A 21,801-nucleotide genomic window follows, 5' to 3' on the forward strand; every position below is an offset into this window, starting at 1 on the left:
AAGTTGCTATGCAATGAGACCGACAAAGTAGTGTTCTGGGAAGAGTGGTTTTGTGAGAGGGGCAATTTCTGTCTAAGCTAGACATATTATTGGAAAAATCAAATGCCTTGAATTGTGTTTAAAAAATAAGCATAGTGGATGTAAATCAACAAGATCTGACTGACAGAGCTGGAGCGTATACATGCCGCGTGTTTTTATGATTGTAGCCGCTGTGACACTGGCAATTTTTATTGGGCTGTTTTATCAGAATTCGGTCCAGCAAAAACATCAGGCCGAGCTGCTCGAATATGAAACTGTGCTTGAAGAAAAAACCGAGAGTATTGCGCAGCAGGCACAGGACTGGTCTAAACCGATTCAGATTGAACTTGAGGATGACCGTCTGGATGGTGACTATGCCATCATGGCTGAATTTATGCTGGGGCAATTGCGCGACAGTGCCGAGGAACGTAATCAGTATCTACGCGACTTAAAAGCCGCCAACTGGCAGAATTTTCTGAATATCGACCGCTTGGCTAAGGATCAGGCACAAGGCTATAAAGAAACTGAAGCCATGCTCAAGCAAGTCCATCAAATTGTGAATAGCTATCAGCAGAAAATCCAGCAGCGCGATGCCGAGCTGATCGACAAGGCACAGCAACTGGATATTAAGAACCGTTATCGCCAGCAACTGAGCCTGACTCTAAAAGACAGTCAGCAAAATAGTAATGCACATGTCATTTTTGAAATTGAAAAACAGACTCTGGCCAAGGCTGATGCCTTATTTGCAGTACTGAAAAAGCATAAATGGCAAAAGAAAAATAACACCTTTATGTTCTATGACGATAAAGCCGTGCAAGAGTTTAATGCGCTGTATAAAGAAATGCTGCACCTGAATAAACAGACGGAACGAGTGGCGACTGCCAACCAGAAAGCGGTTGAAAACAAGTTGTAGCCTGACTTAGATGACAGGATTGCCATAGGACTGTCATCTGCTGTTCAAACTCGCTTGCTAAATTGAAGGGGTCGCACAGATCACGACATAACATTTAAGCAGGTGAGTCATGCAAACAATTCAGGTTTTTGCTGATATTCAGCAGGTGTACGGTGAGTTTGTCGCAAATAAAACATGTCCAAAATTACAAAGGATGAATAACGGAGACAAGAACCGGTTGTTCTTGGATCAATATTTCACGCTGATCGAGGACTGGCACTATACCGAACAGATTGTGATTCAGTTCAATCAGCAGTATTTCAGTCTGGATCTGGGGAGCGCTCCGGATTTTATGGATCAGGATAAATATATCAACTGGCTAAAGTCGGAACTGCTGCATTAATCGAATCGTCATATTCCTCGTTGATAGATAACCGAGCTGTCTCAAGAGAGGCAGCTTTTTTATTTTGATAGAAAACTGGTATTGATCTTGCTGTTGCATCGGCACAGCGCGAACAGGCGCTGATTCCAATTCCGATTTGAACAGGCTATGCTGAATTAATTACCGCTGCCAAAAGAATGACAGGCGGAGCATGGATGATATGGAGGGCAAAAAATTATGCAACAGTTGAAATGTTATAAGGAACTTCCAGTCTGGACTCAGCAGAGTATTCCTCAGGGCTTCAAGAATCAGCACAATACCAAAGCGGGTACCTGGGCGAAACTGACAGTATTAAAAGGTGAGCTGCGTTTTGCCATGCTGGAAGAATCTGGCGCAGTGCAATCCGAGCATGTGTTTACACCAGAGCAGCAACCGCCATTTATTGAGCCTGAGGCCTGGCACAAAATTGTTTCTGCCAGTGAGAATATCGAATGCCAGCTGCGTTTTTACTGCCGGCCTGAGGATTACTTCATCAAGAAATATCAGTTAAATCCTACCCATTCTGAAGTGCTGGCCGCCATGCCCTATTTAAAAGGTGGTCGTGCGCTGGATGTCGGCTGTGGTACAGGGCGTAATGTGCTTTATTTGAGCCAGAACGGCTTTAATGTCGATGCCTGGGATGTCAACGAAAACAGTTTGCAAACCTTAAGACAGATTGTGCAGACCGAGCAGATTAATCATGTGCAGGTACAGCGCCGCGACCTCAACACGGATACCAGCATTGCAGGCCAATATGACTTTATCTACTGTACCGTGGTGATGATGTTCCTTGAGGCGAAAACCATTCCACCGCTGATTGCACAGATGCAGCAGGCGACCGTGCCAGGTGGCTATAACCTGATTGTTTGTGCCATGGATACGCCAGATATTCCGGCACAAGCCGATTTTCCATTTGCTTTTCAGCCGGGGGAGTTGCGAGGGTATTATGAGGGCTGGAATATTGTGAAATACAATGAAGATATTGGTGAGCTATACCGTGTCGATGAGCAGGGCCAGCGGATTAAACAGCATTTTGCCACGATGCTGGCGCAGAAGGCTGAATAGAAGATTAAGTCTTTTAATTCCTGAAAATAAATTAAATCATCCAAAACAAAAAAAGATGTCAGGCTGACATCTTTTTTTATACTTAAAAAATCTTAAGCTGCTTTTTTAAACCAAGAGAACCAGCCTTTTTTCTCAGCTTTTACTTCTGCTTTTTCAGCAGCCGTATCTTTGGTTTCTACTGCTTCAGTTTTCACAGCTTCAACGTGTTGTTCTGCTGTAGCTTGAGCCATTTCTACTTGAGTCGTTGCTTCTGTTTTTACTGCTTCAGCTTTAGTTTCAGCCGCTTGTTGAGTTGCAGCAACAGTCGCTTGAGCAGCTTCAACTTTCGCTTGTACAGGTGCAGCAGCTTCTTTGGCAACAGTTTGGGTTGTTTTACTTACAACAGTTGCTGGCGCAACTTGAGCTTCAGTTGCCATTGCAGATGCAGAAGTCGCTACGATTGCAGTCGCGATCATTGTTTTAAGCATGTTCATATATACCCTTTTAAGGAAATAGGAAAAAAGAGGCTTGATCATACATTTATAAAATTTAAGTGCTTCATAAATATGGTTTTATTGGTTGATTATTCAACTGAAATTACAAAGGAATAACATTTCATCTAGTTAAGAATTATAATTGTTTAAAACAAATAATTATTTTAGAGATTGTAGTGGGTCAACTTCAAACAAATGGATATATTACTTGCTCATCTTGTAATACAGTAAATAAGCTTCATGAGATTGGTGATCAAGGTCTTTATCATTGTGGTACTTGCCAAAATCCATTAATTTTCATTAATAAAGAAAAACCTAAATCAGGTTTTATGAAAATTCTTGTTATTGCTGGATTGATTGGGGTTGCTGGTGGTGTAGGCATAGATCAAATAAAAGACGCTCTCAAACCCACTGAAATTAATTATTCGAAAATTCAAACTAATTGGACTGATAAGCAGGTTAGGCAGTTTGATCTTAATTGTAAGGCAAATTTGGCTATGCAAAAGAAAAGATGGGATGCTGAACGTATTGATAAGACATGTACATGTTTTACGACGTACATAGTTGAAAATACTAATTATCCACTCTGGGGTAAGTTAGATCCTAAAGTGGTTGATGCAGGTACAAATGAATGCATTTAGAAAATAATGAAAAAGATCAATTAAATTTAAACCCTAATTTGGAAAAGTTTTTAAACTTAATTGAAGAAGTTTATACAGGTAATTTAAAGGCTTTTAGCGATGCATTTTCCGATGAAGATACTTCTTTTTATGAGCGCTTAAAAAAAGATATTCAGAGGGCAAAACAAGGGTCATTAACCATTAAGAAAGAAGATGCATTGAAGAAATATATATTTTTTCTTGAATATAAGCAGTGGGAAAAGAATACAGACAATAAATTTTCTAAGAAATTAGATTTACAAATAGATACAGCAATTGAAGCCTTATGTAAGGCAACTGGGCAGTGATACTGCCCAGTATAAAAAGCTATTTACATGCACCAGGTACACGACATGCACAGCTTGAAGGAGCGTGACAGGCGTGATCATCACCACAGCGTGCTTCAATTGTGAAATCAGGGTATGGGCCAAACCAAACTTCATAAAGTTCTTTAGTTCGCTGGAAAGTATCTTTCAAATTTTGTTGGTCGACTTCATCATGGATTCCAAAATATGGATAGTGGTGCAGATAAGCTCCAAAAATTTTCAAGCAATCCATGTGGTAATTTCGAGTATCTAAAATGTGAGCATGCCAAAACTCATCAACAAGTTTATTAGGTACTAGCGTTTCTTTTGGATAGAAATATTTTAACGCTAGAAAACGTTTATATTCTTGCTCTGCAAATTCGCAAACTTTTTTTGACATGGTTGCTTCTTTACCTGATGTTAATTTAAATTTTAATTTATTGAAATTTAAACTCTCAACCGAAGTCGGCATATTTGAGCTTGCTAGAGTAGCTTTATGGTTAAAGTCTATTGCTAAATTTCCCATTTCTTTTTCCTTAGTAGGTTTATAGCGTTGTTGCTATGTAGGAAATATTGCCATGTAGCTTTATTTGGATTGGGGAATTTTAAGGGACAAAAAAACCCCGCAAAAGCGGGGTTTTTTTTGATCTTGGTATTTAAGAATTAAACACGTTCGATAATGGTCGCAATACCTTGACCTAGGCCGATACACATCGTCGCAAGACCGATTTGCGTATCTTGCTGTTCCATTACGTTCAGCAATGTTGTTGTGATACGCGCACCAGAACAACCCAATGGGTGACCCAATGCAATCGCGCCACCGTTATGGTTCACGATGTCTTGCTTGTCATAAATACCTAAGCCTTTAAGAACAGACAGACCTTGTGCAGCAAAGGCTTCGTTCAATTCAAAGGTTTGGATATCAGAAATCGCTAGACCAGCGCGTTTCAACGCTTTTTGTGTTGCCGGAACCGGACCATAACCCATGATCGCAGCATCACAGCCCGCAACCGCCATAGAGCGAATTACAGCACGTGGCTTAAGACCTAAAGCTTGAGCACGTTCAGCAGACATCAACAACATTGCAGAAGCACCATCAGACAAAGCTGAAGATGTTGCCGCAGTTACTGTACCGCCTTTCGGATCGAAGACTGGACGCAAAGATTTGAACGATTCAAGGTTCGCATCTGGACGGATCACTTCATCGATATCACACAGGATTTTGTAGCCATCTGCATTATGACCTTCAATGCCGACGATCTCGTTCTGGAACAGGCCATTTTCAGTCGCAGCCCAGGCACGGCGATGTGATTCCACACCAAACGCATCCTGTTCTTCACGGCTAATACCGTTCATGCGACCCAACATTTCAGCAGTTAAGCCCATCATGTTCGACGCTTTGGCATAATGCTTAGACGCTTCAGGGTTCAGGTCGATGCCGTGCATCATGCCCACATGGCCCATGTGCTCAACACCACCGATGATGAAGATATCACCCTGGTTCGTGGCAATTTGCGCAGCCGCAGTGTGAATCGCCTGCATAGACGAACCACAAAGACGGTTCACCGTTTGACCTGCAACAGTCTTCGGCAAGTCTGCCAGTAATGCGATATTACGGGCAATGTTCATACCTTGTTCTAGGGTTTGGTTCACACAGCCCCAGATTACGTCTTCAACTTCATGCGGGTCGAATTCGTTACGTACCAGCAGGGCACGGACAAGCTCAGCAGACATCGAGTCGGCACGTACATTGCGGAACATACCGTTTTTGGTTTTACCCATTGCTGAACGTACGCCATCAACGATGACAACGTCACGTGGATTTAAAGTAGCCATTCACGTTGCTCCTTAACCGTAGAATTTTTTGTTGTTAGCAGCCATTTCGCGCAACATTTCTGGCGCTTCATAAGCTTTACCAAGGTGCGCATACTTATTGCAAAGCGCAACATACTCAGCTACACCGGTTTGATCGATGTAACGGCATGGACCACCACGGAATGGCGGGAAACCAACACCCATGATCATCGCCATATCTGCTTCAGCAGCAGTCGCTACAATGTTGTCTTCCAGGCAACGAACTGTTTCGTTACAGAAAGCCAGCATCATACGGTCAATGATTTCCTGAGCGTCAAATTCACGTTTTTCCGAAGTTGCAACAGAGGCTACAAGCTCATACGCAGTCGGATCAACCACTTTGGCTTTTTTGCCTTTACGGTCAAGTTCATACTTGTAGAAACCAACGTCATTCTTTTGCCCCAGACGTTTGTTTTCGTACATGACTTGGATCGAGCCTTTGAAATCAGGTTTCATGCGATCAGGGAAGCCTTCAGCCATCACTTCTGCACCGTGTACGCCAGTGTCGATACCGACAACGTCCATCAGGTAAGCAGGACCCATTGGCCAGCCGAATTTTTCCATGACTTTATCGATTTGCTGGAAGTCAGCGCCATCTTTAAGCAACAGGTCAAATGCACCGAAGTAAGGGAACAGTACGCGGTTGACCAGGAAGCCCGGGCAGTCATTGACCACGATTGGTGTTTTACCCATTTTCTGAGCAAGCACCACAGTCGTTGCAATCGCTTCGTCAGAAGTCTTCGCACCGCGAATCACTTCAACCAGTGGCATCATGTGTACCGGGTTAAAGAAGTGCATACCGACGAAGTTTTCAGGACGTTCCAGGTTTTCAGCCAGGCGCGTGATTGAAATCGTAGAAGTATTAGATGCAATGATCGTGTTGTCACGAACTTTCGCTTCAGTTTCTTTCAGTACGATACCTTTGACTTTTGGATTTTCAGTCACGGCTTCGATCACGATGTCCACTTCTTTAAACTCGTCATAGCTTAAAGTTGGACGGATGCGCGCAAGAGTTTCACCCATTTGAGCAGGCTTCATCTTCTTACGTTCAACTTGTTTGGTCAGTAAACCATTGGCTTCTTTCATACCCAAAGCAAGTTGCTGGTTACCGATGTCTTTCATGATGATCGGTGTGCCTTTGCTTGCCGCCTGGTAAGCAATACCACCACCCATGATACCCGCGCCTAGAACAGCCGCCTGGTTCACTGGATGCGCACCTTTTTCATAGCGCTTCGAGGTTTTTTTCACGATCTGGTCGTTCAGGAACAAACCGATCAAGGCACCTGCTTGTGGTGTGACTGCTGCTTTAGCAAAACCTTCAGCTTCCACTTTCAGCGCGTCATCACGATGCAGGCTCGCACCGGCTTGTAATGAATCAAGCAATAATTTTGGCGCAGGGTATTGAGCTGGATTCGCTTTTGCTAAAACCATGCCTTTCGATGAGTTAAACGCCATCATCTGTTCGATTGGGCTGAGTTTAACTGGATCGAGTTTTTCCTGACGCTTGGTTTTCCAGTCTAAACGGCCATGAATCGCCTGTTTCACCAGATCAAGTGCAGCATCTTGTAGCTTGTCAGCAGGAACGACAGCATCGACTGCGCCGTCTTTCAGTGCAGCAGCTGGCTTTTTAGGATTGGCCATTGCCATCCATTCTACCGCGTTGTCGATACCGATCAGACGGCTTAAACGTACTGTACCACCGAAGCCCGGGAAGATCCCCAGCTTGATTTCAGGCAGGCCCACTTGCGCCTGCTCTGACATGACACGGTAGTCACACACCAGGCACATTTCGAAACCGCCACCGAGTGCCATGCCATTAATGGCAGCCACTTTAGGAATGTCGAGGTCTTCGAAGCTGTTAAAAATTTCATGTACTGGCATTGCCCAGTCAACAATCGCTTGTTCACCCTGAGCAAAGTTGTCGCCGAATTCAGTGATATCAGCACCTACAATAAATGTAGATTTGCCTGAAGTCACAATCAGACCTTGAATATCGGCATGGGAGACGGCTTCGATAGCAGCCTTGAAATCTTCAATCGTTGCACGGTTGAATTTGTTAACGGACTCACCTTGTAAGTCAAAGCGGAATTCTGCAATCCCGTCCTCAAGCATTTGGACGGTAATGGCATTGCCAGCGTGGATCATGCCCTGATCTCCTTTATTTTGGAGGACTTCTAAGTTGATGTTGTGAAGCAAGTGCGCATGTCCCGCGCACTTTTTGACTTCGCTAATCTTACGATAACTATATCCAAAAAGAACATAACAAGTTGTATCAAGCCGTGACGCAATGGTCATCAATTTCTGCCAGACTGATCCGCCCCGCTATAACTTTTCCTTTCAGTTTTCTAAAAGAAGATGAACCAAAGATTTTGTTTCAATTCATTATTTTTTATCAATTAGCCTGATAGATATGGAGCAGGGTGACTGATTTTCAAGGTGCATTTCTAGCGGAATTTTGTCAATTCAGTCAATTTCTATCCTTGAACTTGCCATTTTTAGCCTCGAAGTATGCTGAGCGCAGGACTTTCAGGTCTTTGCTGATAGTATTTAATCAGCACAAATAACAGTGTATTAGATCATTTGAGTTACTGAACTTTTCTGATGAGATCGAAAATGGGAACGATCCTGTCGATGTGTGATTTAAAATAATTCCCATCCTGCCGGGTTGAATCCCTGTCATCTGCTATGGAATTGTTTATGATGATCATGCACCAAGATATGGGGGATATCGATGCACGTATTTCGTTCTAAAAAAGACTGGTGGCTGCTGGCTTTTGTGATTTGTATGAGTGGCCTGTTGCTGCAACTACTGCTGACCATGCAGGCCAAAGGCACTATGCAGCAATATCCGCTGCACACTGCGGTTTATGTCCTGACTATTATCATTTTATGGTGGCCGCTGTGGAGTACGCGCTATGTGGTAGACAATGGGGTGTTGACCATAAAAAGCCTGTGGTTAAGCTGGAAGATTCCGTTAAGTGAAATCCAATCCATTCAGCCCACAGACCACTCTATCATTGCGCCAGCCTTATCCTTAAAGCGTCTGCGAATTGACTATACAGATGCGGGCATGCAGAAATTTATATTGGTTTCACCCAAAGATCAGACTGCTTTTATACAGGCGCTTCAGCCGAATAAAAACTGATATCGAGTCTGCCTTAGTTAAGCTTTTGCTTGCTCAGGCAGAACCACCAGCTGTCCATCGACACAGTCCAGATGCAGACTGAACTGCTCAGGCTGGTTTAAAAAATACAGCGCCAGAATCGGCTCCAGTTCGGTACGCATCTTGCGGCCCAAATGTCGGGCGCCGTAACGAATATCATGGTCCTGATAGAAATAGGCTTTGGCTGAAGCGCTTAAATGCACGCTGCGTTGCTGATGTTGCAAGCGCTTGTTCAGTTTATCCAGTTCAATTTCGACCAGACGTGGCAGGGCATCATGCTGTACCGCCTGATAATGCAGGCTGCGGTCAATCCGGTTCAGAAATTCAGGGTCGAATTTACGCTGCATGACTTTTTCAATGATGCGCTGGGTGGGAACGCGCTTCAGACACAGCGCCTGCATTTTCTCAGGCAGATAGCTGAGTTTGTCCAGATATTGCTGCGCCGCCTGTGCCCCGACATTGCTGGTCATAAAGATCATGCAGTTGCGAAAATCGATAGTTTTAGTGCCCGCTGTCAAGGTCAGCCGGCCAGTATCCAGCACGTTCATCAAGCCGCGAATCACTTCGTTACTGGCTTTTTCTAGCTCATCAAACAGGCTGTGGCCTTCTTTAGAGCCAACATAACCGGGCGGTGCGCCGGTCAAAGCCGCGGCATAATGTTCCTGTGCCAGAGTATTCATATCAATCCGGCAAAAGGCGTCCGGGCGACCATAGATCGCTTCGGCAATCAGACGCACGGTTTCAGTTTTACCGACGCCAGTAGGGGCCAGCATCAAGGTAACCGACAAAGAGCGATCCGGGCTGGAAAAATCTGCCTTGACCACATGCAGCATTTTTTCAATTTCATTCAGGGCTGCATCCTGTCCAATAATCCGTTCACGTAGCAGCTGCATTACATTATTTGGCTCGAAATGAAAACGCGGTTTGCCAATCAGGCGATCACGTTCAGACGGGTGATGGGTGAGGTAGAGGGTTGAACAATATGAATGCCCGATTGCTGCACGGTCATATGAAACATCTCAAAACTAGACTTTTTGAGCATAACAAAGTTAAAGGTTGAAATTTATAGCTTTTAACAATCAGTTTATGCCGTAAGGATTATAGATTGGGGGATAACCCGACAGGAACTTTAAGATTGAATGGCAACTTCAGGGGAATTTTGTGTTTTTGCTTGAAAATGACGCAAAAATCATCACATATATCTGCAGATTGTAGATGAAAAATAGGCTTTAGGTGAACGAAAACGCACGCCCCCATATTGAAAAAATCCTGGCGAATATGACCAGCCTGCCCGGGGTCTACCGGATGTATGGCAAAGACGGCGAATTATTGTATGTGGGTAAAGCCAAAAACCTGAAAAACCGGGTCTCCAGCTATTTTGTCAAAACGCTGGATCATCCCAAAACCCAGGCCTTGGTGGCACGGATTTATGATATCCAGACCCTGGTGGTACGTTCTGAAACTGAAGCCTTGTTGCTGGAACAGAACCTGATCAAGCTGCATCATCCGCCCTATAACATCATGCTGCGTGATGACAAATCTTATGTCTATATTTTTGTTTCGGCAGATAAACCCTATCCGCGTTTAGCCAGTGGGCGCGGCAAGGGCAAGCACCAGGTGGGCAAGTTTTTTGGACCTTATCCGAGTGCGTATACCGCCCGGGATACTCTGGTGGTGCTACAAAAACTGTTCAATGTGCGTTCCTGTGAAAACAGTTTTTTTGCCAACCGGACCCGGCCATGTCTGCAATACCAGATCAAACGCTGCTCTGCGCCCTGTGTCGGATTTATTTCTCCAGAAGACTATAAGGCAGATGTCGATAACTCGATCCGATTTTTGCAGGGTGATACCAAGGAGCTGAATCAGGAACTGATCGCAAAAATGGAAGCGGCCGCTGAAGCGCTGGAATTTGAAAAAGCGGTGTTCTATCGGGACCGGATGGCGCTGTTAAGAGAGGTACAGTCACAGCAGGCGATTTATAAGCTCAAAGGCGAAGCCGATATCCTGTCGATTGCTTATCAGGCCGGAGTGACCTGTGTGCAGATCATGCATGTGCGCAACGGTAAAATGCTGGGTGGGAAAAGTTATTTCCCGGATATGCTTAGTGATGACCTGGGGCAAATGCTGGCCGATTTTATTGCCAATTTTTATTTTCAGGTGGCAGATGAAATCCCGGCTGAACTGATTGTCAATCTGGAAGTGGCTGATCGTAAGGAACTGGAAGCAGCACTGTCGCAGCATTTTGGCAAGAAAATCCAGATCAAGTCTAAAGTCCGCGAAACCCGGGCCGAATGGCTGGAACTGGCGCAGATGAATGTACAGCACGCGATTCAGGGCAAGCTAGCCAATCATATAGAATTAAATGAGCGTTTTCATCAGCTGGAGCAGGTGGTCGGCCGTCCTGTAGACCGGATCGAGTGCTTCGATATTTCACATACCATGGGCGAAGATACCGTGGCGTCCTGTGTGGTCTTTGATAGTGGTGGCGCGCGCAAGCGCGATTATCGCCAGTTTTCCATTCAGGATATTCAGGCGGGCGATGATTATGCTGCCATGCGTCAGGCGCTGACCCGTCGTTATAAAAAAGCCCTGTTGCCAGACTTGCTGCTGATTGATGGTGGCAAGGGGCAATTGCACATGGCGATGGAAGTTATGCAGGAACTGGGACTGGATGCTTTTATGGTTGGTGTGTCCAAAGGTGAGGGACGTAAGCCCGGTCTGGAAACCCTGCACTTTACCGATGGCAGTAAAATTCAATTACCGGAGGATCATAAGGCGCTGCATCTGATTCAGCAGGTGCGTGATGAAGCACACCGTTTTGCGATTACCAAGCACCGTGCCAAACGTGACAAGAAACGGGGTTCATCAGTGTTGGAAGTCATTCCGGGGCTGGGACCAAAACGCCGTCGTGACCTGCTGACTCATTTTGGCGGAATTCAAGGGGTGCTGAAAGCCTCAGAAAAAGATCTGCAAATGGTGCCGGGACTGGGTTCAGTCATGGCCAGAATGATTTATAAAGTACTGCATGAATGACGCGTGACTTAAATGCAAGGGCCAAAGTGCGCATTGACGCTTGGGTCACGTGACATTCACAACCTGATGAATTTTGCCCAATATACTAAGCATCAAGACTTACTGAGGGACCAACATGTCTTTGCATGCACTTTATGCACAAATTGCCGAACAGGAATGGGTGGAATTTCCACAGGGATGGTTACAGGGCCGTACCCTGTATGGTGGTCTGGCTGCCGCGATGATGATGCAAAAAGCGGTTACACAGATCAATGATCCTGCCAAGCATCTGCTGAGTTGTAGCGTGACCTTTGTCGGCCCGATTCAGCAAGCCAAAGTACGGTTGACGGCTGAAATCCTGCGGCAGGGCAAGTCGGTGACCACGATTGAAGTACGTTTATGGCAGGATGATGCCGTGCAAAGTATTCTGGTTGCCAGTTTTGGAATTTCCCGGGATTCCGCCATTCAGGTGCAGCAACAAGCCCAAGCTCCTGACTTTGCTGCGCCAGAGCAGTTGTTTCAGATTCCTGCGGGTTATGGCATGCCAGACTGTTATAACCATTTTGAAATTGCCTGGGCGGATGTCAATCTGCCCTGTAGTGGCAGCCCTCGTCCAGACTTTAGCGGCTGGTGCCGTTTTCATCCCGAAAAGCATCGTAACCGTGAATTTCTGGTCGCAGACCTGATGGCTATTTTTGATATCTGGCCACCCGGGGTGTTACCGATGTTTAAAAAAATGGCACCTGCAAGTAGCTTGACCTGGACCGTGACGTATGTGCATCCGGTGCAACACCAATTGCATGATTGGTTTAAATATAAAGTATTTACTGATCATGCTGCAGATGGTTATGCGACAGAACATGCTTGTCTGTGGGATACCGAAAATCGCCTGATTGCGATGGCAAGACAAACAGTGACGGTGTTTGCCTAGTGACACTTTCGGTCAATTCGTATAAAGTGAAGCCTATTAATGATGGATCAAACCTCTAAAAAAGTGTGCATTTTCATCGTACATGAGGGGAACAATTGGCGGTGTCTATGACTACAGGTCGTATCCTGAATATTCCAAATATCTTGACCTTGGCGCGTATCGCTCTTATTCCGGTATTTTTATTGGTGGCTTACTGGCCACCTGCAATGGGCTTTGATGCTCATAACCCCGATATGACGCGGCATATCATTTTAACCACGATCTTTGTGGTGGCTGCGGTAACGGACTGGTTTGATGGCTATCTGGCACGTACATTAAATCAGACTTCCGCTTTTGGGCGGTTTCTCGATCCGGTTGCAGATAAATTAATGGTGGCGGCTGCACTGATTGTACTGGTGCAATGGCAGCCTTCCATGTCGATGGCTTTTGCTGCGATTGTAATTATTTCCCGTGAAATTACTGTGTCAGCCTTACGTGAGTGGATGGCAGAGTTGGGTGCACGGACCAATGTTGCGGTTTCAACGGTGGGGAAATACAAAACTGCTTTCCAGATGATCGCCATCACCGTATTTCTGTTAAATTGGCCACCGCTGGAAATGCTGGCGTATGCCTTGCTATACACCGCAGTGGTACTCACTTTATGGTCGATGTTCATTTATCTGAAAGCGGCTTGGCCATATCTGAAACAGCCTTAATCGAAATGAAAAGAGAAGCTCCTTGAAAGGGGGCTTTTTTTATGCGCTTAAATTATCAAGCCAATCGGCAAATTGCAGGCAAAAAAATACCCAGTCTTTGGGGGAAGAACTGGGATGAAATCGGGGTATTTGTTGCTTATTATTATAGTTATTCAAAGATATCTCATCTTCTTAGGGCTCATTATAGAGAGATAGTTTTTTTTAATCATGTGGCTTCTTGTAGCAGAATGTTGTGTTTTGTGAATACTCTGTATATTGCTTTTACAATCCATTATTTTGATACAAATCTAAATGTTTTTCAGTAGGATAGTGACTGACTCGATAGACGAAATAGGATAAGTGAAAATCTGTTTTTTGTGCCCTAAATATTGGTTAGTAAGATTTGCTAGATTTAGTCAAAAAATCCCTTGAGATAGGGGATAGATTTATGCCTACGCGGACTTTATCTTTGTCTCGTGTAACAAAAGAAAAGTAGGGCTTTAATGTGAAAAGCTTCTGTATGGGGAGCTCTTTACATTCAAAACTACGTGCTTAGCTGGTCTTGAGTAATGTTTAGAACAACACATAAAAAAGAATCTCCAAAGTTGGAGATTCTTTTAGATTAAAGTCTACGCGGACTTCGTCCTTGTCTTACGTAAAAAAGAAAAGCAGTGCTTTCTTTTTTACTCAGGCTTCAGCCCTTCGGCTTTTTCTAGGGATGCATCATTGTTAAAGAACTTTTCACGCTGTTCTTCAAGAAACTTTTTCGCATCTGCTTCAAACACGTTCAAACGCTTTTCATTAATTAGCGTAGTCTGGTGTTTTAGCCATTCTTGCCAAGCCTGTTTAGACACGGTGTCAAACAATTCCTGACCCTTTGGCCCCGGGAATGGAGCAAAGTCTAAACCTTCCATGTCCGCCTGATACTTACGGCAAAAAACTTGTCGAGACATATCCATACTCCAAAATTATGCGTAAAGTTGTTCCAAACGCGCATGTGCACGCTCAATGGCTGCTTTCACTTGAGCAGGCGCGGTGCCACCAATGTGATTACGGGCATTCACCGAAGCTTCAAGAGTTAGGGCTTTTTCAAATACGTCTGCTTGAATCAGGTCAGAGAACTGTTGCAGTTGTTCGAGTGTCAATTCAGACAGGTCTTTAGATTCTTGTACACCGAGTGCAACCGCTTTACCTACAATCTCGTGCGCATCACGGAATGCAACGCCGTTTTTTACCAAGTAATCAGCCAGGTCAGTCGCAGTTGAGAAACCACGCAGCGCTGCTTCGCGCATTTCAGCAATGTTTGGAACCAGTGCAGGAATCATGTCAGCAAATGCCATGAGTGAACCACGAACTGTATCGATCGCATCGAACAATGGCTCTTTATCTTCCTGATTGTCTTTGTTATAGGCTAGAGGCTGGCCTTTCATTAAAGTCAGCAGGCTCATCAAATCGCCATAGACACGGCCGGTTTTACCACGTACCAGTTCAGGCACATCCGGATTTTTCTTCTGCGGCATGATTGAAGAGCCAGTACAGAAGCGATCTGGAATATTCACGAATTTGAACTGTGCAGATGTCCATAGAATCAGTTCTTCAGACATACGTGATAAATGCATCATAATTAAAGATGCAGCGGCATTAAATTCAATCGCAAAGTCACGATCCGATACTGCATCCAGCGAGTTTTCAGCAACAGCTTCAAAACCTAGCAGTTCAGCAGTATAAGCACGGTCGATTGGATAAGTAGTACCTGCAAGTGCAGCAGAACCAAGCGGCATACGGTTGACACGCTTACGGCAATCAATCAGACGTTCTGAATCGCGTACCAGCATTTCAAACCAAGCCATTAGATGATGACCAAAAGTCACTGGCTGAGCGGTTTGCAAGTGGGTGAAGCCTGGCATGATGGTGTCGGTGTTTTTAGCCGCTAAGCTTAAAATACCTTTTTCTAGTTTTTTCAGTAATTCCAGGATGCTATCGATTTCATCGCGTACATAAAGACGGATATCTGTCGCCACCTGGTCATTACGGCTACGACCGGTATGCAGTTTCTTGCCAGTAATGCCGATACGTTGAGTCAGGCGTGACTCAATGTTCATGTGGACATCTTCTAAATCAATGCGCCATTCAAAGTTGCCTGCTTCAATATCGGCTTGAATCGCTGTCAGACCTTCAATAATGTCATCGCGTTCTTGCGTGGTCAGTACGCCCACTTTTGCCAGCATGGTTGCATGGGCAATCGAGCCTGCAATATCTTGTTTATAAAAACGTTGGTCAAATTGAACAGATGCTGTAAATTCAGCAACAAAAGCATCAGTCGCTTCAGAGAAACGACCGCCCCACATACCCGAAGTCTGGGCGTGTGATGGATTAGAGGAATTAGAAGATGTGGTCATGTCGGCTCAATCAGATTAAAAGCAGTAGAACGAAAAAGAGTATAACAAATTCAAAGCCCATTGCCGAAGTCACATCTGCTCAATCTTTTACATCGATAAACGAACAGACGCAAAATTCCTATTTTTTTAGCCAGATCGGCAATCTACGCTATTTGCTGGAACTGTTTGCTGGCGGCAATATTCTGGCCATGATTCTGGCGCTTGCAGAAGCGCAATCCTGGCAGGCTTTGAATGGAATGCACCTGCTGCAATATATCCTGTATATCAACTGGGTACTGTTATGTTTTGCAGCACTGGTCGAGCTGTTCCATCAAGCCTTTCAACGTATGGGAATCAAACTGGCTTTGATTTCTGGATTTCTGCTGTTACAGGCAATTGTACTGCTCACTACGGTGAACCTGAATATCTTGATATATTTTGGACAGAATTTTAATTTTCAGGATTTAAACCTGGCGATTGCGCTGGATCGGGTCGGACTCCATTTAAGTCTGGGAATTTTGCTGGGAACTTTCTGTTTTCGCTATCTTTATTTGCGTGAGCAATGGGAGCAGCAGCAGCATAGTGAGTTGAATGCTAGGATTCAGGCCATGCAGGCACGGATTCAGCCGCATTTTTTGTTTAACAGCATGAACAGTGTGATCAGCCTGATCAGTATCAATCCGGATAAAGCCGAGCACATGCTGCTGAATTTGTCACGGTTATTTCGTGCCAGTTTTCAGGAATTAAAACTGGTCAACCTGCAGGAGGAAATTGATCTGTGCCAGCGCTATCTGGAGATTGAGCAGATCCGTCTAGGTGAGCGTTTGCAGGTCGAATGGAAGTTAGAAAACAAAGACTTATACTCACAAGTTCAAATTCCATTATTAACTTTACAACCCTTGCTAGAAAATAGTATTTTCCATGGAGTTGAAAAAATTCTTACAAAGAGTACCATAAGCATATTGGTTGAAATATTGCAAAATCAAATTAATATCATCATAACGAACCCTTATGCACAGGATAATAAAACTTTAAAAAAGGGACATGGTATTGCAATAGAAAATGTCAGACAGCGTCTGCAAGCTTATTATGGACCCAGTGTGACTTTTCAAACCTTTGCCGGCGAAGGGATGTTTACGACGGTAGTGCGATATCAATATAAATAAAAATAAATCAAAGAAATCGCAGTTAGCTTTATCATTCATCTGATGATGTTAACTGGGTAAGGAGGAGAAATGGACATCCTGATTTGTGATGATGAGCCTTTGGCCGTCGAGCGTTTATCACGTTTGGTCTCTCAACTGGGGCATGATGTGGTGGCGACAGCAAGCCATGGCCGTCAAGCGATTGATCTGGCTCACCAATACGAACCCGATGTCATCCTATTAGATATTCAAATGCCTGAAATGAACGGACTGGCTTGTGCGCAACATTTGCGTCAACTGGATCCAATGCCGGCCATTGTCTTTTGTACGGCCTATGACCAACATGCGCTGGATGCATTTAAATCAAATGCCGAAGGCTACTTGCTTAAACCGGTGATGCAACAGGAATTGGCACAGGTTTTAGAGCACTTAACTAAACTTACCCAAGCTCAAATGAGCCAACTAAAACAAAAAGAAAATATGGACGAAATCAATATCAGCCGCCAGCAGATTGCGGCAAAGACCTATCGTGGTGTCGAATTGGTGCCAGTTGAAAATATCTATTATTTTCTGGCGGATCAGAAATATGTCACTGTGCGTCATAAAAACGGCAGTGTATTGATTGATGAAACCTTAAAGGAGTTAGAGCAGGAGTTTGGGAACCAGTTTATCCGGATTCATCGTAATGCCTTGATCTCGGTGCATTATCTGGATGGTCTGGAAGTGGTGAGTTCTGGTCAGTATCAGGTACGTTGTCGTGAGCTGGACGATCGTTTGGCGGTTAGTCGGCGACATTTACCGTTTTTACGAGATCGGATTCAAAAGCTTTAGCGGGGGATGAATGAGAGCATTCAGTTGAAACTTGTATAAATTCACTTGCATTTTCAAGTGAGCAGGTTAAGTTTAGACTATTGTTCTCATTTACTGTTATTGAAATTTATGAAGACCCTAAAAATTGCAACTCGACAAAGTCCACTTGCGCTTTGGCAAGCGGAACACATCCGTGCGCGCCTACAAGATTTGCACGCTGGTTTGCAGGTCGAGTTAGTCACTTTTGTTACACAGGGCGATAAAATTCTAGATACACCACTGGCTAAAATTGGTGGAAAAGGACTGTTTGTAAAAGAATTAGAAGCCGCTTTACTGGATGGTCGTGCAGATCTGGCTGTGCATTCCATGAAAGATGTCCCGATGGCCTTGCCCGAAGGTCTGAGTCTGGCAGTGATCTGTGAACGTGAAGATCCCTTAGATGCCTTTGTGTCGAATACCTACACTAGTTTTGAAGAATTGCCACAAGGCGCCAAAGTCGGAACCTCAAGCTTGCGCCGTAAAACCCAGATTTTAAAACAGCGTCCAGATCTGGACATTATCGATTTACGCGGTAATGTCGGCACACGTTTATCTAAACTGGATGCAGGCCAGTATGATGCGATTATTCTGGCCAGTGCCGGTTTAAAACGCTTGGGTCTGGCAGAACGTATTCGTCATACTCTGACGCCTGAAGTCAGTCTGCCGGCCGTGGGTCAAGGGGCATTGGGACTGGAATGCCGTACTCATGATCAGACGGTGCTGGACTTGATTCAGCCACTCCTGCATGCGGATACAGATGCGTGTGTACGTGCCGAACGTGCCTTTAATGCCTATCTAGAAGGCGGCTGTCAGGTGCCGATTGCCGGTTATGCCACGCTCAAAGAGGGTGTGATTTCAATCGAAGGTCGTGTAGGCAGTATCGATGGAGCAGTTTTGCTCCGGGCACAGCAGACTGGAAAAACGGCAGATGCAGAGCAATTGGGTGTGAAGCTGGCAAAAGACTTGCTTGATCAAGGTGCTGGCGAGTTGCTGAAAGCACTCTATTCACACTGATGTTATTGATTAATACCCGCCCCAGTGATCGTGCTGCAGGTTTGACCCAGCAGTTACAGGCAGCGCAAGTGTCTGTTTTAGAATTGCCTTTGCTCGAACTGCATGCAATGCCTTATTCCGATGAGCTGTCGAGTTTGTATCAGCAGCTGGAGCAGGCACAGATTATTGTGGTGGTTAGCCCGACGGCTGCCCAGATTGGTATGCAATATTTGCAACAGGCTGGAGTCGCGCTCTCGACTTTGGCACAGGTGCATTGGGTGGCAGTGGGTAAAGCCACTGAACAGGCATTGGCGAGCTATGGCATTCATAGTCATGTGCCTGAGGTCGAAACTTCGGAAGGCATGCTGCAATTGCCTGTGTTGAAGCAACTGGCTTCTGGTTCAGGTGTAGCCTTCTGGCGCGGAGAAGGTGGTCGTCAATTTATGATGGATCATTTACGTGCCAGCAATATTAAAGTTTTAAACTTTATTTTGTACCGGCGGCAATGTCCTGAAACGACAGCAACGATTTTGGCAAAGAACCTGGGGCTGCTTAAGACGCAGCAGCGTTTTGCAGTTCTGATCACCAGTGAAGCAAGCTGGTTAAACTGGCTGGCACTTATGCAGGATGATGCAGAGTTCATGCAGCACGTCTGTTATTTGGTTTTGGGGCCACGTTTGGCTACTATTCTTGGGGAATATCAACAGCAGCATCAGGCAAGTTTTCAATTCGTAGAAATCGATGATTTAGACGCAAACACGATCTTGCAGAAAATGAGGCTGATATTAGGGAACGCATGAAGAAACTATTCATTGTATTGTTCATCTTGAGTATGGCGTGGCTAGTTAAGCTCAGCTACGACTTACATGTTCTGAATACAGCACAGACTGAATTCAATCAAAGCATCAATCAGTTACAGCAGCAAAATGCCAATCTCAATGATCAGTTCGTGGCTTTAAAACGCCAGATTTCTGCTCAGCAGGAAAATGCTGGAACCACTTCATCTAAAGCGTCAGGACGTGAAGTGACAATTGATGCAACGCAAAATGATATTGCCTTGGTACAGCAACATCTGGATCTGATCGAATTTGCACTGCAACAGCAACAATACGCCACTGCAATAGAAAAATTAACTCAGTTATCCAATGAGCTGGATGATTATGTTTTAGCGCCTGCCTTGGTCAGTAGTTTGCAGCAAGTAATTGCGAAAGATCAGGACATGCTGAAAAAATTCGTGAACAGCCGATTAGTGCAGCAAAATAAAGTAAAAGAAGTTTTGGTGCAGATGGATACTGAAATTGAAAAAGAAATTCGGACACCATATCGTCAGCGTCCAGAAACTCAACGCTCTTTCTGGCAGCGCTGGGTTCAGATTGAATCCGCAGATCAGCCAAGCATAGTCTTGATGCAACGGCATCTGGTACTGAAAGAGGCCCAATTGCGCTTGCTCATCGCACAAAATACCTTGCAAAAAGACCAATCCGTCGCTTTTCAGCAGGCACTGAATGCCGTGATTGAAGTCTTGGAGCAATTGCCGGATGCACAGAGCCAAAAATGGATTCAGCAATTGAATCAAATTAAGGCCACCCCGATTACTCCGATTCCATTATTAAACACACGCACCCTAGTGGGCTAATTGCTTATGAAACAGATTCTGCTGGCCTATTTATTTGTCTGCTTACTTGGCATTGCGGTGCTGAGTATCCTGAGTTATGGACATGGGGCTGGCTATGTCTATCTGTATTGGCGCGAGTGGCAGTTACAAACCACCCTCTGGTTTTTGGCCGCATCCTTGGTCAGTGTAAGTTTTTTGATGCATTGCATCTGGTATGCGATCAAGCAGTATCGCAGCCGTGAACAGCGTAAAACTGAAACAGTCTTTAGTTTTTCCCGCTTGCACCCTTATGAACAATTGGCAGTCATCTGGTTATTAAACGCTGCTCAGGATCAGCGGGATTTTATTCAGCAGTCTTTCACCAAGTCGGGTTTACTCAAGCATATTATTGATGCACGTTTATCTTGGGGACAACAGCAATATACCCATGCATTAACTGCTTTAAACCAATCCAATCCCATGGCATTTGAATTGGCAGAATTGCAACGGATTGAAATTTATTTATCACAACAGCAAGGTGAACAAGCACTTACCCATTTGGAGTTTTTAAATCAGCATGAATTATCACCTTGGTTAATGCAGGTTAAAACAGCCTATGAGCAGCGCCTTGTTGCATTATGGGGAGTATTTGCCATGCAGTTTCCCTGGTTATATTTACGTTCGACCCAATATGGGCATTTGGACCAAGAAGTAAAAAAAACATGGCTGGAACAATTATTATTGGCCTATGATCAAGCCACACAGGACGATTTATTTTATTTACAGCAACGTTATTTAGATTTAAAACCTCAGATATTTGATCGTGACTATTCAGTCAAGTTATTATGGTTGAAATTATTATTTAGAATGCCAGAAATGAGTGCCGAGCATGAAGTGCTCGCGATTCATTTAATGGAACAGCAATTTAATCAGGATGTCTTTTATTTGTGGTTCCAGCAACAGTTATTGCGGAAAAATCCAGATTATGAGGCGATTGCACAACAGATTTCGCACTGGGAAGCCAAATATCCAGCATTGCCGATTTTAAGCTTTGCAAAATGGCATGTGTTGCAAGCCACAGGCTATACAGATCAAGCCCAGCAACTACTTGACTTGTATCCGGATGATATTCGTATGAGTTATTTAAGAATTAAAGCTGCCTTACAAGATCGGGAGGACTTGCTACAGCAGTTAAATGCAGTATTTGAATCGAATGTAAACTTTATAGAAATTAAGACTTGAGAATAATAGGGCCTGTTGACATTTTCTGTTCAAAAAAATAGCGAGAAAGTAAAATTTAATCGCCAAACCAAATTTACTTCTCGCTATGCCTCGTACAATGCTGAATGATCAACACTGGTCTAAGTTACTTTCT

At 44.5% G+C, this 21,801-nt stretch carries 22 protein-coding genes; 15 read left to right on the forward strand and 7 right to left on the reverse strand.

Annotated elements, in window-relative coordinates:
* Positions 1–181: 181 nt before the first annotated feature.
* The 3 genes from AC1P5O_RS08795 to tehB all read left to right on the forward strand — a co-directional run bounded on the left by AC1P5O_RS08795 (position 182) and on the right by tehB (position 2,396).
* Entirely contained in the window at positions 182–931 is a 750-nt protein-coding gene (locus AC1P5O_RS08795; RefSeq protein ID WP_004278650.1) for a hypothetical protein, read from the forward strand.
* Positions 932–1,040: 109 nt separating this feature from the next.
* Positions 1,041–1,313, forward strand: a complete 273-nt coding sequence (locus AC1P5O_RS08800) for a hypothetical protein (RefSeq protein WP_004278649.1) — start codon at positions 1,041–1,043, stop codon at positions 1,311–1,313.
* A gap of 216 nt (positions 1,314–1,529) precedes the next feature.
* Entirely contained in the window at positions 1,530–2,396 is an 867-nt protein-coding gene (tehB, locus tag AC1P5O_RS08805; protein ID WP_004278648.1) for an SAM-dependent methyltransferase TehB, read from the forward strand.
* Between the two features lie 92 nt (positions 2,397–2,488).
* Here the strand turns inward: tehB and AC1P5O_RS08810 are convergent, their stop codons facing one another.
* Positions 2,489–2,869 (reverse strand): hypothetical protein, encoded by a 381-nt coding sequence (locus AC1P5O_RS08810; RefSeq protein WP_005105410.1) that lies wholly within the window; start codon positions 2,867–2,869, stop codon positions 2,489–2,491.
* Between the two features lie 176 nt (positions 2,870–3,045).
* Between AC1P5O_RS08810 and AC1P5O_RS08815 the strand changes: the two genes are divergently transcribed.
* Entirely contained in the window at positions 3,046–3,510 is a 465-nt protein-coding gene (locus tag AC1P5O_RS08815) for a hypothetical protein (RefSeq protein WP_005105412.1), read from the forward strand.
* On the forward strand, positions 3,501–3,836 hold the full coding sequence (locus AC1P5O_RS08820; protein ID WP_004278645.1) for a hypothetical protein: 336 nt from the start codon (positions 3,501–3,503) through the stop codon (positions 3,834–3,836). Before AC1P5O_RS08815 ends, AC1P5O_RS08820 begins: the two co-directional genes overlap by 10 nt.
* A gap of 19 nt (positions 3,837–3,855) precedes the next feature.
* On the opposite strand, the gene AC1P5O_RS08825 is transcribed toward AC1P5O_RS08820, so the two are convergent.
* The 3 genes from AC1P5O_RS08825 to fadB all read right to left on the reverse strand — a co-directional run bounded on the left by AC1P5O_RS08825 (position 3,856) and on the right by fadB (position 7,832).
* A complete protein-coding gene (locus AC1P5O_RS08825) occupies positions 3,856–4,359 on the reverse strand; it encodes a glycine-rich domain-containing protein (protein ID WP_004278644.1) in 504 nt (167 codons plus the stop codon).
* A 137-nt stretch (positions 4,360–4,496) separates the two neighbouring features.
* Positions 4,497–5,669 carry an acetyl-CoA C-acyltransferase FadA gene (gene fadA / locus AC1P5O_RS08830; protein ID WP_004278643.1) on the reverse strand — a complete coding sequence of 391 codons (1,173 nt, stop codon included), beginning with the start codon at positions 5,667–5,669 and terminating at the stop codon, positions 4,497–4,499.
* 12 nt (positions 5,670–5,681) lie between these two features.
* Entirely contained in the window at positions 5,682–7,832 is a 2,151-nt protein-coding gene (gene fadB / locus AC1P5O_RS08835; RefSeq protein ID WP_005105413.1) for a fatty acid oxidation complex subunit alpha FadB, read from the reverse strand.
* Positions 7,833–8,418: 586 nt separating this feature from the next.
* Here fadB and AC1P5O_RS08840 point away from each other — a divergent pair.
* The gene (locus AC1P5O_RS08840; protein ID WP_004278641.1) at positions 8,419–8,832 is read left to right on the forward strand and encodes a PH domain-containing protein; all 414 of its coding nucleotides are present in this window, start codon (positions 8,419–8,421) and stop codon (positions 8,830–8,832) included.
* Positions 8,833–8,849: 17 nt separating this feature from the next.
* Here the strand turns inward: AC1P5O_RS08840 and AC1P5O_RS08845 are convergent, their stop codons facing one another.
* Positions 8,850–9,743: an AAA family ATPase gene (locus tag AC1P5O_RS08845; protein WP_004647299.1), complete on the reverse strand. Its 894-nt coding sequence runs from the start codon at positions 9,741–9,743 to the stop codon at positions 8,850–8,852.
* A 340-nt stretch (positions 9,744–10,083) separates the two neighbouring features.
* Between AC1P5O_RS08845 and uvrC the strand changes: the two genes are divergently transcribed.
* From uvrC to pgsA, 3 genes are all read left to right on the forward strand, one after another.
* Positions 10,084–11,883, forward strand: a complete 1,800-nt coding sequence (gene uvrC, locus AC1P5O_RS08850; protein WP_064094996.1) for an excinuclease ABC subunit UvrC — start codon at positions 10,084–10,086, stop codon at positions 11,881–11,883.
* Between the two features lie 115 nt (positions 11,884–11,998).
* Positions 11,999–12,793: a thioesterase family protein gene (locus AC1P5O_RS08855; protein WP_064094995.1), complete on the forward strand. Its 795-nt coding sequence runs from the start codon at positions 11,999–12,001 to the stop codon at positions 12,791–12,793.
* 107 nt (positions 12,794–12,900) lie between these two features.
* On the forward strand, positions 12,901–13,488 hold the full coding sequence (gene pgsA / locus AC1P5O_RS08860; protein WP_016806864.1) for a CDP-diacylglycerol--glycerol-3-phosphate 3-phosphatidyltransferase: 588 nt from the start codon (positions 12,901–12,903) through the stop codon (positions 13,486–13,488).
* A 662-nt stretch (positions 13,489–14,150) separates the two neighbouring features.
* Here the strand turns inward: pgsA and AC1P5O_RS08865 are convergent.
* Positions 14,151–14,420, reverse strand: coding sequence for an oxidative damage protection protein (locus tag AC1P5O_RS08865; RefSeq protein ID WP_004278636.1), 270 nt, complete (start codon positions 14,418–14,420; stop codon positions 14,151–14,153).
* Between the two features lie 15 nt (positions 14,421–14,435).
* The gene (gene argH / locus AC1P5O_RS08870) at positions 14,436–15,866 is read right to left on the reverse strand and encodes an argininosuccinate lyase (protein WP_026055759.1); all 1,431 of its coding nucleotides are present in this window, start codon (positions 15,864–15,866) and stop codon (positions 14,436–14,438) included.
* A gap of 152 nt (positions 15,867–16,018) precedes the next feature.
* Here argH and AC1P5O_RS08875 point away from each other — a divergent pair, with 152 nt between their 5' ends.
* The 6 genes from AC1P5O_RS08875 (at position 16,019) to AC1P5O_RS08900 (ending at position 21,668) form a co-directional block, all read left to right on the forward strand.
* Entirely contained in the window at positions 16,019–17,011 is a 993-nt protein-coding gene (locus tag AC1P5O_RS08875; RefSeq protein WP_318270454.1) for a sensor histidine kinase, read from the forward strand.
* A 69-nt stretch (positions 17,012–17,080) separates the two neighbouring features.
* On the forward strand, positions 17,081–17,821 hold the full coding sequence (locus AC1P5O_RS08880) for a LytR/AlgR family response regulator transcription factor (protein ID WP_004278633.1): 741 nt from the start codon (positions 17,081–17,083) through the stop codon (positions 17,819–17,821).
* 108 nt (positions 17,822–17,929) lie between these two features.
* Positions 17,930–18,853 (forward strand): hydroxymethylbilane synthase, encoded by a 924-nt coding sequence (hemC, locus tag AC1P5O_RS08885; RefSeq protein WP_004647306.1) that lies wholly within the window; start codon positions 17,930–17,932, stop codon positions 18,851–18,853.
* A 5-nt stretch (positions 18,854–18,858) separates the two neighbouring features.
* On the forward strand, positions 18,859–19,632 hold the full coding sequence (locus AC1P5O_RS08890; protein WP_499005971.1) for a uroporphyrinogen-III synthase: 774 nt from the start codon (positions 18,859–18,861) through the stop codon (positions 19,630–19,632).
* A complete protein-coding gene (locus AC1P5O_RS08895; protein ID WP_348941981.1) occupies positions 19,629–20,468 on the forward strand; it encodes a hypothetical protein in 840 nt (279 codons plus the stop codon). Before AC1P5O_RS08890 ends, AC1P5O_RS08895 begins: the two co-directional genes overlap by 4 nt.
* Positions 20,469–20,474: 6 nt before the next feature.
* Positions 20,475–21,668, forward strand: coding sequence for a hypothetical protein (locus AC1P5O_RS08900; protein ID WP_005105430.1), 1,194 nt, complete (start codon positions 20,475–20,477; stop codon positions 21,666–21,668).
* The last annotated feature ends 133 nt before the right edge of the window (positions 21,669–21,801 follow it).

It is taken from the genome of Prolinoborus fasciculus (genome assembly GCF_056724605.1).